The sequence below is a fragment of the Bradyrhizobium sp. CCGB01 genome (genome assembly GCF_024199795.1).
Lineage (GTDB): Bacteria > Pseudomonadota > Alphaproteobacteria > Rhizobiales > Xanthobacteraceae > Bradyrhizobium.
In genome coordinates, this window is sequence record NZ_JANADK010000001.1 from 1,890,110 (window position 1) to 1,905,633 (window position 15,524).

Annotated in this window: 5 protein-coding genes and 4 pseudogenes; 3 read left to right on the forward strand and 6 right to left on the reverse strand. The window is 57.7% G+C overall.

From position 1 onward, the window contains the following. Positions 1 to 753: 753 nt before the first annotated feature. A pseudogene (locus NLM25_RS08545) lies at positions 754 to 867 on the forward strand (IS3 family transposase); the annotation flags it as partial. A 2,111-nt stretch (positions 868 to 2,978) separates the two neighbouring features. On the opposite strand, the pseudogene NLM25_RS08550 reads toward NLM25_RS08545, so the two are convergent. The 4 genes and pseudogenes from NLM25_RS08550 to NLM25_RS08565 form a co-directional block, all read right to left on the reverse strand. Beyond that, positions 2,979 to 3,727, reverse strand: a pseudogene (locus NLM25_RS08550) (helix-turn-helix domain-containing protein). Positions 3,728 to 3,739: 12 nt separating this feature from the next. Further along, positions 3,740 to 5,209: a hypothetical protein gene (locus tag NLM25_RS08555; RefSeq protein ID WP_254136639.1), complete on the reverse strand. Its 1,470-nt coding sequence runs from the start codon at positions 5,207 to 5,209 to the stop codon at positions 3,740 to 3,742. Between the two features lie 291 nt (positions 5,210 to 5,500). Continuing rightward, entirely contained in the window at positions 5,501 to 7,906 is a 2,406-nt protein-coding gene (locus NLM25_RS08560) for a DUF3141 domain-containing protein (protein ID WP_254136640.1), read from the reverse strand. 629 nt (positions 7,907 to 8,535) lie between these two features. After that, positions 8,536 to 9,312 (reverse strand): annotated as a pseudogene (locus NLM25_RS08565) (transposase); the annotation flags it as partial. Between the two features lie 1,451 nt (positions 9,313 to 10,763). Between NLM25_RS08565 and NLM25_RS08570 the strand changes: the two are divergent. Next, entirely contained in the window at positions 10,764 to 11,204 is a 441-nt protein-coding gene (locus NLM25_RS08570; RefSeq protein ID WP_254116448.1) for a hypothetical protein, read from the forward strand. Between the two features lie 45 nt (positions 11,205 to 11,249). On the opposite strand, the gene NLM25_RS08575 is transcribed toward NLM25_RS08570, so the two are convergent. Then, a complete protein-coding gene (locus NLM25_RS08575) occupies positions 11,250 to 11,636 on the reverse strand; it encodes a hypothetical protein (protein WP_254116449.1) in 387 nt (128 codons plus the stop codon). 1,030 nt (positions 11,637 to 12,666) lie between these two features. Between NLM25_RS08575 and NLM25_RS08580 the strand changes: the two are divergent. Next, a pseudogene (locus NLM25_RS08580) lies at positions 12,667 to 13,618 on the forward strand (peptidase S10); the annotation flags it as partial. A gap of 581 nt (positions 13,619 to 14,199) precedes the next feature. Here the strand turns inward: NLM25_RS08580 and NLM25_RS44370 are convergent. Further along, a complete protein-coding gene (locus NLM25_RS44370; RefSeq protein ID WP_375166826.1) occupies positions 14,200 to 14,415 on the reverse strand; it encodes a cold-shock protein in 216 nt (71 codons plus the stop codon). Between the last annotated feature and the right edge of the window lie 1,109 nt (positions 14,416 to 15,524).

Consider the following 15,524-nt stretch of genomic DNA (forward strand, 5'->3'; position numbering starts at 1 on the left):
TTGCCGATATCCTTGGCGGCACTTGGAATGCGGCATTTAAGGAGGTTCACGTTTTCTAGGGGCAGCGGAATCCGTTTCTTCCTTGAGGTAAGTCAGCATGGTGTTACAGGCGTCCTCGGCCTCAGCGAAGCTTTGGAGGGGCGAACCTAGAACCCTGATCGCGCCACGGCTCGGGTCGAGCGGACGCCACGACGCGACGTAGCCCAACCTTCCGAAAAAGCCTGGTCCAGAGGGGCTCTGGAAGCTGATCACGAACGAATAGTCGTCGCTGCTTGCGCTCCATATTTCCATGTCTTCGACTGCACGATGGAATTCGAGGGGCATCAGGGGCCGTTCGCCGGGCCAGCTGAAAACGAAACTGCTGCGGGCGGACGCCGGGCCGGGTCAATACACGGCAGCTCTGGGTAAATCGTGTTTCGTCGCCAAGCCATGGCATCGCTTCCCCTTATACCCACGGCAACACGAGGCGTCATTCCGCTAGTACTGTCAAGACGTGTAAATGTGCCCGTCCGGGAGTCGTCGACGACATTCGAACTTGACGGGGCAGAATTGCCAAGATGGCAAAAGAATTAGCGCAATTCGAAGGCCGAAGAAGGTCAGGCATACGTTTGATTGTATCAGGGCTGTTTTGAATCAGGATGCAGAAGCGATGGAGAGGCTCGCTCCCCTTCGTCGGTGTGCAAAGGTCGGGCGAGGATGTTGGTAGAGCGCGAGGAGACGGCGGATCATTTCACCTGCCTCCGGCCGCGTGACAATACCGACCAAGGGAGCCAGTCCACCAGCGCCGCCCTTACCGGCACGCTGGCCGCCACCGGCGTCAGGATCTCGATGGACGCTCGCGGGCGCTGGATGGATAACGTGTTCATCTAGCGGCTGTGGCGCTCGCATCAGGCGCTGGAAAACCGCGCGCGGTCGGCGGGCTGGTGTCACCGGCGCATTCGGCGAAGAGGCTGTGGATATAAAACTTCGCGCAATCGAGAAGCTTGGACAACGCTGCGCATTGTCCTCAGCCACAATAGCAGCAAGCAAGATTAGCATAAAGTTGTTTAGACAGGTCGCCTTCGAGCCGGATTCAAGTCTGTCTTTAGGGCGAGGATGAACGTGACGTTGCGATCGACGCGCGCAAGCGCGCCGGCTGCTAACGTCGCCACACGGCAGGTGCGTCATCGACGCAATCGGGGGGAGAACGAACGGATGCAGTTCCACCTAAGAAACCGGACCAAGTCGTCCTCAGCATAGGGTCCATTTCACAACAGCGATCGGGCAACCCCGGCCAGCAGTTTGGAGCTGCTTGTCACTGTCGGGCCGCTACCGATTACATCTGCGGATCGGCCGCTGCCCATCTTTCGACTGCCGCCGGTCGAGAAAGAATGCGATCGCTGCAGTTGCAAGTGTGATGATTGTGTATGCGAAAAGCAACAGCTCGCGCTATCCGCGTCTGCATATTCTTCCACACTGTATTCTTCTCTTTTGTCGGCGTCAGCGGTCGCTGAGCCATCGGCGTTTGCTGGGTGTTTGCGTTTGCGGACCGTGCTGAGGTGACTAATTTAGACGTCGGCATGGGATTAATCAGGCGACCAATCCTGGTAGGTGCCTGCAGGATCTCCTAGCTGTATAGATTGGGCGGACATGCACCCATGGGCAGCGCGGTGATCAGCTTTGCTATTTGAGATGTTAGCGGCGCGCGGCAGAGACAGCGCTTCGTTGGTCCGTCACGAAAGGGTCGAGTCACGTCGCTGCTAACTTCGGTGGTGGGTAGTAGTGAGGTGTGCCAGGGCGATCCTGTGGGCCGCTTCGGTCTGGCATCGCATGGTAAAGAAGCCGAGGCAGGAACGGGTACGAAGTAGCGGAGAGCGTCTAGTGTCCAGTTTCGGTCCCGGCATGTTCAGCGATGCACTGGCGCAGGCAACACTGACGGCGACTCTTGTGGCGGCGTTGGGCACGCCCTGGTTCGCTGGAAATGCTCGGTCTCCACGAGGCCCCGTTTCTGACGAACGGCTGAAGAAGGTCTATAGCCCGAGTAGAGAGCTGTGAAGTGGACGTACGAAACAAGTGCGGGGTCAGCCGAGATTATTATCGTCCTGGGCGGATGCGCCCTCCTGTTTGACGGTCAGCTTTTAGGCCAGTACATCTCCCCCGTTGTAGCCGCAGACGAACTCGCGAACGGAACATGCTGTTGGCCCACGGCTGGGAACCCAAAGGAGATGGGCTTTCCGCGAGAGCTGTCGGAGTGGCGGTGCGTTCCGTAATGCGTTGACGGCCATCGCAGTTGCCGAGTGCGTTGTAGTGAAACGTCATCACGCATAGTGGAGCCTCGAGGCCACGCTTACCGTTCAACAAAATCGGCCACAAGCAGACATGCGGACGCGACTTCTGGATTGCGGTCAGCACACCCGGCGCGCGTCGCTCGTTGTCGGTCCGACTCGATCGCGCGCTGGCGCGCACGCGGCAAGAATTCGTGATGTCGGAGCTGTTGACGTAGGCCGGATTCGTCGAGCTTCCGATCGCTCACTCCGCTGTGACCCTGGAGAGCTCGCCTTGATCATTCGGGAAGCCCGGCCTTGATAAATGCCTCCATGAATTCGGCCCTGAGCTGGGGTGACCTCACCCAAGGTGGAAGCACCGCCGTCGATCGACGCCATCCAGGAGCCTGACGGAGACACTCTGTCACCAATCTCCGAGCATCATCCATGCGATCCGCACCCGACATACACAGGATTGCCTGACCCATTCCAACGAGGAAGAATGGAGGATTCCGTCCTTCTGCATTGCTGCGGGAATCTCGCATCTGAGGACGAACGCCTGAAGCACGCGCGCGCCGTTGTGCGTCAGCAACGGAAGTCGCACGGCATAGCCGGAACGCCGATCATACATACTGCACCATTCTAGCGCATACCGACAGTGGATCCGCCTTGGAGGTAAGGAGGGGCGTGAACTGCTAACTTGCCCTCAATTGCCGTTATGCTAGTCACGTGAATCTAGAGTTCGCCACATGAAGTCTGCTGGGCTTTGTGGCAGAAGCTTTTGACGGAAGCCAAAATCTGGTCTGCGGACTTCGTCCATTTGAAGGGCTTCGGTTTTTGTTGTGCAGGTCGATGAAGGTGCGGATGTCGGCCTCGAGCTGCCTGACGGAGTTGTGGACACCTCGCTGGATCTGCTTTCTGGTAAGTTTAGAAAACCAGCGCTCGACCTGATTGATCCATGACGCGGACGTTGGCGTGAAGTGAACATGATAATGCGGACGACGGGCGAGCCACGCTTTGATTGTGGGTGTTTTGTGGGTGGCGTAATTGTCTAGAATGGATATCGAGGCCTTCAGGAACCTGAGCATCGATTCTCTTTTAGAAACTTCAAGACTTCCGCAACCCTCGAACGGATCGACCAGTGCGTCGCGTCGGTGGGCGTCGTACGCAATGTCCGCTCGAGTACCTCAGCAACCTGATCGTCGTTGATGGTTCGAGGACGGCGAGGGCGGGCCTCGTCAAGCAGGCCATCACAGCGATCCTTCAAAAACCGGCGACGCCACTTGCCAACCGTGTGTTCATGGAGGCCGAGTTCAGCAGCCACAGACTTGCTTGACAAGCTATCCGCACACCGCAGGATCGCGCGGCATCGCTCAGATAGCGACCGGGCAACACGATGACGACGAACCTGCCAAGTACGCCCGCTCTTGTTGACTCAGCGCCAACGGCGCGATCGGCCGGCCTCTCACACCTGCATTCGCCACAACCGCTCTCCTTCAGAACCCCAGCGATCTTTTATGTGACGAACTTGTATACCAGATGAATAGAATACCAATCCCGCGCAGCGCGGCAGCCGCCTTCCCGAGTGGCGTAACAGGCTTGACGGTGCCAATTTCATTGGTGCGCATTTCGTCAATTCGATGCAGGAGTCGCGCGAAGCTATTTACTTGTCTGTCCAGCAGAATGATATTGACGTAGTCGCCCGGTTCGGTACTTAGCAGGTATTGCGGTACGGTTACGAGTGCGATGTTGGGGATGCCTTTTAAATAGAGCGGTTGGCCTTCGCCGAACTGAATGAGTGCGTTTGGGACCGATACTCTCGGCGCTTGCGCGGGTGTGCGCCACTCCGATTCGACAAGCGCCGTCAGCTGCGGGTTAGAGGCATAGAGCAATTCGGATTCAGGTTTGCCTGTCGGCCCGTAGCTGTTTTCTAGGGGGTTGTCACAGTATTCTTGAGCGCCGAGATGCTCGATCACCAAACCTGCCACTGCGAGGCGATTTCCGGGGCCACCCGCCCACCACTGTGGGTGATCCTGCAACCAGCGCGAAGTGGCCTGGCCATGGTCGGTGACTGCCGGGATTCGCAGGTGTCCAGCGGCCAATACGAAGATGACCGTGCGTGACAATGGTTCAGCGACAACCTGGCGCGCGAGTTCGGTCAAACCAATATGGCCGTTCTCCTCGACAGCGTTTGTACCGTCGCTGTGGCTTACCACGAGCACAGTTTCATTGCGCGCGTCTCTACCTTCGACGACCGCCCATATTGTTCGCATTGTGCTGTCTCGTTCGATTACCGCGTCAAGGACGAGTACCGCCCGCCTGCACCGAGAGGCGGCGTCCAGCACAAAGTCGGCCTCCTCTCCAGCTACGAAGATGGATGGAATGCTCTGGTAGGGCAACGTGAATGGTAAATACTGTCCTCGGGCGTTGGAGCTGCTTATGCCACGCCAGGCGAATATCACCGCTTCGACACCAGCTCTGCGGGCACGCGCTAGACCGAGGCCGGCGAGTGTGGCGGGCAGTAGCGGCATAGTAGTCTTGCCCCACGCACGCGCCCGATCCCACGTCTCGACCACCGCACTAAACGGAAACTCATGGTTGCGGACCTCGACGACAGCGATGCCTCCGCGCGCTTTGGCCCATCGCGGTATTGCGCCAGGCAATCTGTGCAACTGCTTCTCGGTCCCTCGGGGCCCGGTTGTCCCGGAGTAGGGAAAGACGGAAGAGATCGCTACGTCGCGTCCGTCGATCAAAAGGCCCAGACCGTTGGGGTTTTCTGCAGTCATACTCCAGCGATCGAAATGCAGGACGTCCTCGTAAACTCGCATGCCGAAATCTACCCACTGCTGTTTGACGTGCTCAACCAGTTGATTATGCGGCTTTGAGCCGGAGGGTCGGGCGCCAAGGGACTCCAAGTACATCAGCTCGGCTCGGATAGTATCGTGGTCCAAGACGAAAACCTCCATTTTGCGGTTTCCAGCGGCGAAAGAAGTATCTGGAAAGTAGGCGGGCTCTTATTCGAAAGGGAAACGCATCCGTACACCCCCTTCCTTCCTCAAATCCCATTCTTGATTCTTCAGCCCTCCTTCGATTTAGTACTCAGGCATCCGACCAGCACCATGTGGCTCGCGTGCGTGGTGATCGAGCATTCCCGTCAACAGGTGCGCCATGTCTCAGTTACTCCGAGCTCCGGGACAGAGCTTCGTTGCCTCTCGACGCGGCGGCGCCACATCTTTCCTCGCCAAGCCACCGGCGCGTTACTCGCGCCCCATTTCCACCAACGGATCTTCCGTTACATCGCCAGCGATGGGTGGCTGGTCAAGAACTTGAGCGAACCGCCGTAAGAGAGCGGTCGTGCTTGGCGACATTTCCGCAACCGGGCCGGGTATATAGCATGAGACGAGATAGGCCCGGCGTCGTGCCTCAGAGTCATCCAGTAGCAATGGCAACGTTTCGATTGCTCTTTCCGGCTCCAAGATCGCGATGATGGTCTGCTGGCGAGTGATTGCATTCAGGCGATCAGACGCGAGAGAGCGGAACGGTTCGTCCTGCGTTAGAACGCGCGACCAGCGGTCCAGACGATCGCGGCGAATACCACCGCGATCGTTGACAAGCAGCGTCATCATACGAACGACCGCTTCGATGAAGCCGCCGGTCGCAATCGCCTTGAGTGCGAAGCAAACGTCAGGGCGCGACCGCAATTCTTCGAGTGTCGTTTGCCTCGCATTCACCTCGTAGTGACTACCAAAGTAGTCCTGCAAAGGAGTATTCCACATGCTGTGGAACACCAGCTCATAGATCGTGTCGCGCAGGTCGCGCCAGAAGATGATCGTCCGTTCGATATGCTGCACATACAGCGCTTCCGCAATCAAGAAAGGATTATCCGCTCTAGCCTTTGCTCGAGACCTAAGAACCTGCTCAGCTCGGGACTTGAAGCCGACGAGCATCAGGTTTTGCGAAGAGAGTAGCGCTCGCGACAAACGCTGCGGATGAACAGTTCGACTGGCGTCAGCCGTGACTTTTGTGACCGCCGCTCTGACGAATGGGCGGGCGACAGTGTGATAGACCTGCGCCTGAAGTTGCGATGCGCGGTCCACCGCGCCGAAAGGACGCTCGTCGCGATAATTGTCGTTAAATGCCAGGATGTCCTTGAAACTGCGTTGGACTAGCTCAACACTGTAGTCTTTTCGTCCATCATGTTCCTGAATATCCATGACGCACATTTCGTAGAGCCCGGGCATCAACGCCTCGATCGCCTCAAGAGTGGTTGCGACTTGCCTAAACTCCCGATTGACAACTTTCGAAGAGACGAAGATGCCGAGGTGTCCGACGTCATTATGCACCAAATAGATAATGCGTTGGCCGCGAACGCGGATTTCCTCTTCGTTTTCGTAAGCATCCGTAATCCAATTCAGAGCCTGCTGGGGGGGCGTAACGTTGTCGCCATGGCTGGTAAACACGATGATCGGTGCCCCGATCTGCTTGAGATCCACGTGTTGACGTTCTGATGCTAGATAGGCCCTGTTTCTCGCAAGCCGGTTGCCGATGAACAGGTTTTCTAGAATCCAGCAGATCTCGTTCTCGTGCAGCAGGCAGAAGCTGGCCCACCACCTCTCTGTTGCAAGAAAGCTTTCGCGCGCTGTATCCACGTCGCGAAAAAGGTCGGCGTACTTTAGGAACAGCCGCTCGGGATTGAGCAATTCGAAATTGTGTATTAGATTGGCGCCGTCGAACATTCCTTTGCCAAGGTCGCACAGAAACATTGGAATCCAGACTCCGCCGAATATGCCGGCAATGTAGCGGAAGGTATTGTCGCCGATGTTCCCCGACACGGCTGACACCGGCGATCCATTGATGGTAATGGGGCCTGTCAAGTCAGGGTTTGTTGCGGCCATGACGAGGGTCGCCCAGCCAGCTTGGCAGTTGCCAATGATTGCGGGGAGAGCGGCACGCGGATGCCGGCGCATGACTTCCCGAACAAAGGCCGCTTCCGCATAGGCGACATCAGAGAGATGCTGATCCGGCTCCGGCTCGCGGCGGAAGGAAACCAGATAAACGGGATGACCTGCACGCAATGCGACGCCAACCTGACTATCCGCTGCGTGGGCGCCGACACCCGCGGTGTGTCCCGCACGCGGAGGGATGATAACAAAGGGCCGACGATGCGAGTAATCGACGGTAACATCTTGTGCTGGGATCATGCGTAGCAATACGAAGTTGGATTTTACAGGAAGATCCCGTCCGTCCATGATCGTCTCGTACTCGTAGAAAAGGGCGGGTGGACAGCCCGCCGCCTCATATTCAAGGAAGATGTCGCCGCTCTCTCGGAGAACATCCATTAGCAATATGGCGCGCTCGCCGGCGTCGCGGATGTATTCGCGCCAGGAAAGCCCAATCCGTCCGTCCTTACGGAGGTTCCACAGATCTTTTGCCAGACGTTCGCCGCTTGCCAAAAGCTCGGGCAGGCGCGAGAATGCCATCTCGCAGCTGCGCTTAGCCCGCAGTGTCCACGTCATTTGCAACACGTTGATGGTCTTGGCACCCACCTCTATTGTGCGATCAGCGTAGATTCTGAATGGGCTCTGGTTGAATTCAAGTTCAAGTTCAGCACGTTGCGCTTTCATCGACTCGGCTGCATTAGAGCGTTGGAAAGAGTCAGACATGGCCTGGCCTCCTCTGTTCTAGAGTATGCCCCGTAATGCTGTTCACGCTGTGGTGCCGGATTGTCTATCCATGGCGTGGTTCATCCGGCTAACTGCTCGCAAGCGATGTCAAAGTACGACCTGAGAGAAGCGGCGCTTAGGGGGAAACTGTGCGAGCACGGTGCCTTTTCCACCACGTCCCCAAACCTTTTATGGTGCAAGGTGCATGCCAAACGCATGGTCACTTAGGAGATTGGCCGAGCAGCTTCTGTTCTCGTGTTCGCTGCACAGCTTTTGGCGGATTGAGGACCATGACCGTCAGAGATTGAACACTGCCTTGTCGGACAGCGGCCGTTTCTACATTCCTTAGCGAGGCCTTGCAGGGGCTTCGTCCGCCGATTAGCCTGCTCTAAGCGAGAATTCGGGGCTAGTAGCTCGTCACAGTGATTTTGACTTTTTGGTCATGCCTGGATAGGCGCGCCGCAGTTTGGCGCGAGCTTTGTCTGTTGTGAACATCCAGTTGATACGGGCGCGAGCTTTGTTGCCAACGCTCGGTATATTTGATCGAGCCGTATTGGCTGCCCCGGTCGCTATGATGCACGAGGCCGCCGCGATGGACCGGCCGCCTGTCATTGCAGTGCCTGCTCCAGCGCGTCGATCGACGATTGCCGTCAGTTCGCGGCCCACGCGCCATCCCGAGATCGACATCTCCGGAATGGCGCCCAGGCATTCCTTGGTGACGTCGTCAACGATGTTGAAGATGCGGAAGCGTCGGCCATTGGCGAGATGGTCGTGGACGAAGTCCAGCGACCAAGCGCGCGTTGGGCCTCGCCTCGACCAGGATTGGGGCACGGCTTCCCACGGCCTTGCGGCGGCCCGCCGCACGCGGATGGTGAGGCTTTCTCGCGATAAAGCGCCGGTAGATTCGGTTGATTCCCGATGGCTCGCCCTCCCGCCGCAGCAGGACGAACAGCCGGCAATAGCAGAAACGCCGCTGCTCCTTGGCGAGATCGCGCGATCGGCCACGCAGAACTGCCGTCCGGCGGGCGGCTGCAGCGATATCGGATCATCTTCCGATCCGCACCCAGGATCGAGCAGGCCCGCCGTTCCGACAGGCTCATGACGGCCTGCAGTTGTGCGACCGCAGCGCGCTTGGCGGCGGGCCCTAGCATTTTTTTGAAAGCAACTCGCGAAGTGCGGCCGCATCGAGCATCTGCTCGGCCGGTAGGCTTCTTCAGCTTCGCATCCTCCTCCAGCGCCCTCAGCCGCTTCACTTTGTAAATGTCCATGCCGCTGAATTTGACCTTCCAATTGTAGATCGTCGCTTCGGAAACACCATGCTTACGGGCCAGGTCAGCCATCTTCGTCTCCGCCTCATGCTCCTTCAACACCGCGATAATCTCTTCCGTGAACCTTGCTCGCTTCATCAGTCCGTCCTTCTTCGGGGCGGACTCTAACTCCTTTTTGGACGAAATACTCAGTGGCAGATCAGTGAGAGTAGCGCGCTCCACTACGCGATGCGCGACCGATTGACGGCGCTGGGTTGGTCCAAGATCGAGGCGATCGACGATGACCTTGGACGTTCCGGAGGCGTCGCCTGATTAGCCGTTGACTTTGATGGTCCAACGATGGCTCAGTTTGGCATACTCGGGACTATTCGGTGGAAAGTCCTCGACGAAGGCTGGGAGGCCGAAATTGGCGATCTCCATGACCTAATCTCCCCTGGGGGGCGCCGTGACGGCTTGTATCGCATTCGCAGGTGATTGTGCGTGCGTGTCGCGTTCTGCGTCGCCTAGTCCGCCCGTATTTTGTAACTTAGCTACAGGCGCCGAATATTCCCCAGCTCTCTCTAAAGCGGGTGCCGACGACAAAAGTCACTCCCTTCTAAGCTGTGATTCGCTGGCCCTGTCCAGGTTGGGTCCGCCACTATGATGGTATGATGGCCCCATCTAGGGTTCTTCGATTCGAAAATACGTTTGCGTGATGTGCGTCGAAGTAAGTTGGTAACCTTGTGTTCTGGCCTCCGAAGTATCTGCCAGGCGTCGATCAGAGGGGAGTGTAAGGCGAGAACTGATATTAAAATGAGGATACTTTCCTTTGATACGAGGATGTATTTCCGCCGCAACTTCCACGTCTGATGATGAAACGTATCTCCCGCCCCACCTTTCGATGATATATTTGAGTGAGTGGGTGCGCGTCGAGAATCTCTTCGTCGTCGTCTGCGCATCGAGCCACTCGTATGCGATCCTGATGCAGTCGTGATGTTGGTGAATCTTCTCTTGTCCCTGATAGCGAACTCGCTTCTTGGCTTCCGCTATTTGCTCGGCGCTGAGCATATGTGGTGGCCTTGTTGGTTGTCCTACCGCAAACACAGCGAATATTGGACGGCTCTGAGGCGCCCGGCGGCGATCTTTTAGGCTTGGAATCTTCCCGCCCCGGATATCCGTATCTGCAATAAATATCGCTGATCCCTACTCGGAATTGCTACCGAAACTGGTAGGCTTCCCTGGCGGGCGCCCGCGACGCCCCGAGCGGAAACGTTGTACGGCTTACGTCTAGTTAGTTAGTCGAGTTCGCAGCCGTGCGCGACAACGAACCTACTAAGACTAGTAGGCGGCTCTATCCCAGAGAGAGCACGGGCCGCCTGCGCAAAGGCACAGGGGGCCTACCCAAGCACGCCGGCGCTAGCAAATGCCAGCAGCGTTACATATCGCTCCTGACCGCCCAATGGAGGATGACCGCGCCGGCACCCAATCCGGGCCCGGCAGGCGAAATCAAGCCATCGTGTCAAAAATAATCGAGCGGAAATCGGCGTAAGCCCCTCACATCGCATCGCGGGATGCTGTACGGAAACTTCAAATTGGTGGGAGACGAGCTCATGTCGATCATGACAGATCCAACCGATGCGCTTGTATCATTCCAGCAGGCGCTTCTTGCAGGCGCGCGGGAATTCCAGCGCGGAAGCTTGATCCGCAGCTCTTCATTCATCTCGACCATTCGAATGGTCGCGCGATCTACTTACGTGCGTCTCCAGGGCAGGGTTGTCACAGCGCATTTGATGGCGGTCGATCCTATTGAAGGAATTCCTTGCTTCCAGATTGGTGTCGCCGCTCCGGAGGAATATAGGCGCCGAGGGCTGGCCACGGACGTGGTCCCAGCCGATCAACCGTGGTGCTGGGGTGGCGAGTTGTTTGGTGAGCGCGATCATTGCGAGCAATTTCACATGCTTCGGCTTCGAACACAGTGGATGGTAACTGGTCTGAGCAGCAATCTCGATTTCTGGTGGTCAGTGTGCGTCGCTTGGAAATCAATGTGTTAGTCGTTGCTGAAAGCGTACGGGCATTCTGGCGGTTAACTTCGTGCTCTACGGTTCCTCGATCCGACGATATATCTGGATGATGTGAGCTGCCGTAAGCAGGTAGTCTTGCGTTCTGGCCTCGGCTATGCCTGTAAGCCGATGATCGGAAGGGAGCGTAAGGCGAGGGCTAATGTTGAATTGAGGGTACGTCCCTCGGATTTGAGGGTGTATTTCAGCCGCAACTGCTACATCGAACGATGCGACGTACCTGCCGCCCCAAATTTCGACAATCTCCTTCAGAGGATACGCTCGCCTCAGCTTTCTCTTGGTTGTTGTTTGCGCATCAAGCCATTGATAGGCGATCCTGACGCTATCGTCATGTTCGTGCAGAACGCTTGCGTATGGATACTTGACGCGCTTTTTGGCGTCCGCAATTTCTGCGGCGGTCAGCATCGTTGAAAGCTCCTCCCGACACGCTGCGCGACGATCGCTAAACAACTTGCCAAGATTATCCGCCACGACTGTCCGGAGTACTATCAGCTCTGATAGTTGAGCCTGCTTGGGGCCACCCAAGGATTTCGCCGCCTGGGATGACCAGCCAAGGCTCATAGATGGCTACAGGATTTCTGGGCGATACTTTCCGGCGAATGGCGGCGGCGTAAGCGGGCAGTTGAGCGAACGGAGCGATCAATGTGCGTCATGGTTGCAACCCACGATCCCCCACAGCCTGGACGTAACTACTCAGCGGCTCACAAGTGTTTGCCGACGTTCCCACGCTGCAAGCAGAGGGAGTTTTGTCTGGTTGCTCCTAACGAAGTCAGCACGGGAACAATACGCGGGGGAGCTCGCGCCAGAGCCGACTCAACGACGTTGTTCTTGTCACCCAACGACGCCGAACTGGTCACCGTGGAACTATGGTTGTGCCGATTAGCTCAACAATCCGAACAGTCACTGGAAACCTGACGCAAGCAGTAGCCACCGTGATCTGCTAATCGCGGCATTTAGAGGCGTGCACCTGATCATCGTCATCTGATCGATGTCGTCATGTTGCGCGTTCCCGCCCGGCTTCAATCCGCGGGGCGGTGCCCGCGATCATCAAGCGCCAGGAAGACGAGTGATGGCACCGACCGCCGAGGAACGCGACAATCGCCTCGGCGAGCTCGCCTTTTTCTTGCCGACCCTTGCCCGCCCTCCAGCTTTTCACGTGGCAAGGGCGCCGCGTCCGCGGACAAACCTGCGTCATGCGCGCCGGGGTTGCCGTTGTCGATGGTTAGCCCAGACGCAAAATGGAAGACCCGGTATTTGTCACGGACGACCGCAGCCCCACCTTTCACATAGAGCAGCACGTTATCCAGGCATATCCGCTTGGATGCTACGCCTTCTTCAAGCCTTCGCTGTGCCGCTCGCGCCTCATCCTTCTCTTGGCGTAGCGCGGTAACATTCCTCTCCGTTTCAGCGAATCGATTGAGGGCGCGTCGATCTCGTCCAACCTGAGGGCGCCGGCGCTGAGCGTCTTTATAGCCGTTTTTTGGCGACGGGCGAGGGTGTGCGCAAGCGGTTCTATTCGGTCGATGGCGACGCCGGTTCGATCGCGCTCGTGATCCGCCACTGGCTCGAGAAACACGAGCGGCTCTCCTCGCCGAAATATGTCGCGGGGGAAAGCTAAGGCGGCATTCGCGGACCGAAAGTCTTGCGCACTCTGCAGATGGAGCAGGGCGTAGGCGTGAAAGGTCTGATCATGGTCTCGCCGCTGTTCGTCTACCGCGAGTCCAAAGGCACGAGCCTTCTGCAGCATGTCGCGAGGCTGCCAACCTATGTCGCGGTGGCGCGCGACGCCAAAGCCGACGGCAGGCGAGCGGTCAAACGTGCCGATCTCGCCGATGTCGAAGCTTACGCGCGTGGCGAATTCCTGGCCGACCTTGTCAACGGCGCAACAAATTTCGCCGCGAGTTCGGTCGCAGGAGCGGCAAGGTGACCGCCGGTCATTACGCCTCGGTGCGCGGCCTCGATCCCTATCCGGACTCCGATCGCCACCACTTCGGCGATCCCTCGGGCGATCCGCTAGCTACGCCCATGGCGAGTGCCGCAGTCGATGTCCTTACGCGCAAGCTAAACTGGCGGCCGGACGGTTCCTATGAACTGCTCAACGGCGCGGTCGCGCAGGCTGGCAATTCGGCAACTGCAGCTCCCCGGAATCACTGTCGGCGCAGCGCCAGATCCTTGCGACGGACGCGAAGATGAACGTGCTGGTCGGGCTCGGCCTGTTCGATATTGTCACGCCCTATTTCGGCTCCAGATTGGCGCTCGATCGGCTGCCGCCTTTTGCGTCGGCGCGGCGGCTCAAACTCGTGGTCTATCCAGGCGACCACATGTTCTATTCACGCGACACCTCGCGTCACGCCTTTCGCGCAGAGGTCGAAGTAAAGATGAAGTAGGGCGGGTGTTCATCAAGTCGGCGGCGAACTAAGTCACAAGTCCGTCCTACCTATTGTAGTAGCTCGGCTCTTCTTAATTCGAGAAGCGCGGGGCATGGAAGTGGCCGACGCGCTGGTCGAGCAAATCCATCCGCCGCTCGCATGAAAGAGCCACACAACCAGTGGGCGTTGAGGCATTCGGCCCGGAAGCCGGGAGGCAGCAGAACGTTGACATTTCAGGTAGTTGAAATGGACCCGCGGAGCTTGATTGCCTGAATCGGTTTGTTGGACACTGACCGCTCATTACTATCATTCTGACAGAGCCTCTGTCTGCTCGCCATTGCTGTGAGCATGAGGCATGGATCTGGTTTGGTTGAACCGCGTAGCACTGGGCCAGATCGGCCATCGTCGCCTTCTCCCGTACCGCTTCCGGCGCATTCTTTGCCTTCAGTGCCGCGTCGACCTTGTGTCTCGTCTTCGCCGTCGTCATGCGCTCCGTCAAGCAACGGAGCAGCCCTTTCCAACGAAGCACGTGGTTCCAAAATGGGGGTCTGTCCTTTCACTGTGAGAGCGATCTTGGATGCTTTAGGATACGTGGCGCTTCAATCGACTAGCCTGACCTCGGCGGCTCTGTACTTTAAGCGCCGTTTGTTGAAGCGAAGATCGAAAGCCACGCGCCTGCCCGGCACCAGATCAGTCCCTGAGCAGTTGCGTAGTTCGGACATATGCACGAACAAATCCTTGCTGTTGCAACCATCAGACCTTACGAAGCCCCAGCCTTTTTCGACGCTGTACGACACTACCGTTCCAGTCTGCATCCTTGCTTTAGCTTATCGAAATTGGAGGATTATGCATTGACGTTTAGGCGACGACATCGAGTCCTGAGGCAGGCCTGCGCGGCTGCTTCGGAGCTGCGGGTACACTTAGCCAGGGCAAAGATCTCGTGGACATGCGGCCTCGTCGCCCGCGGCTTAGGGAGACATTGATTCCATAGTCCTTCTGTTCGTGCCGCGTAGTATATGGCGGCGGCGAGCGTGAGCGAATCTGGTCGCCGGTCGAAGATCCTGTTTCATGTCGCCTCACAGCACTACGGGGCGGACCCGACGCTAGCGGCGACGCGCGCCGAGCCCGCCCCTAACATTATCGCATCTGAAAAATAGGCGAGGCTGCCTCGAGCAGAGCAAGGGCCGTGCCGAATCGAGTATCGCAGGTTCTGCAGGCGCTTTGTAGTGGGCTATATCGCCAAGTTGGCGAACATTGGTCTGAAAGCCGACAATCGACGCCAACACTGTCCGACGTCTAGCTTTGGCTGACTTCGGACCAATGGCGGGATCACCGTCGCCTCGCGCTTTGGACATGTCCAAAAGCCCTGGAGGTACGCTGGCCGATTCTACAGCCGGCCTGGGTATCTGACACTTGGCATGAACACCACGCTCACCAACATGTACGCGACTCCATACGGCTACGTCGTGATCGATAGCCAACATCCGACCAATTGCACCGACGATGCGATCGCAAGCACCACCGACCGGTGTCTTTGCAGCGCCCCGTTGCGAGCAATACTTCACCCATCGCAGATTGAATAAGCGTATAGCTCAAAGTTCGTCGCGCTTCTCCGGAATCGCCCTAGACGTTCCGTGCTAAAGTCGTCAATCTCAGACTCGAAAACGCCAGCTGCCGATTGGTCCTGAACGAATGACAGCGACTAGCCCCTGTTTGCCTGAACCCACCGGGATCAAAGTCCGGATGCGCACAGCGTTGCGCCGCCGCTTGCGACTGCGAGTCCTTCCTCACGATTGTCGGTGGTCCCGGTTGATGTCTCCGCACGGCACGCCCCCCCGCTGCAGCAAGGACGCCGCGAGCGAGCCAGGCTGTCCGGAGATTGATGACGGTTATTTGAGGGCCATGCCTCCGTACCGAAGTTGTT

Excerpts from the sequence above, each read along its gene's own strand:
- NLM25_RS08555 (WP_254136639.1), bottom strand. The coding sequence starts at position 5,209 with ATGGAGGTTTTCGTCTTGGACCACGATACTATCCGAGCCGAGCTGATG.
- NLM25_RS08560 (WP_254136640.1), bottom strand. The coding sequence starts at position 7,906 with ATGTCTGACTCTTTCCAACGCTCTAATGCAGCCGAGTCGATGAAAGCG.
- NLM25_RS08570 (WP_254116448.1), top strand. The coding sequence starts at position 10,764 with ATGTCGATCATGACAGATCCAACCGATGCGCTTGTATCATTCCAGCAG.
- NLM25_RS08575 (WP_254116449.1), bottom strand. The coding sequence starts at position 11,636 with ATGCTGACCGCCGCAGAAATTGCGGACGCCAAAAAGCGCGTCAAGTAT.
- NLM25_RS44370 (WP_375166826.1), bottom strand. The coding sequence starts at position 14,415 with ATGCAGACTGGAACGGTAGTGTCGTACAGCGTCGAAAAAGGCTGGGGC.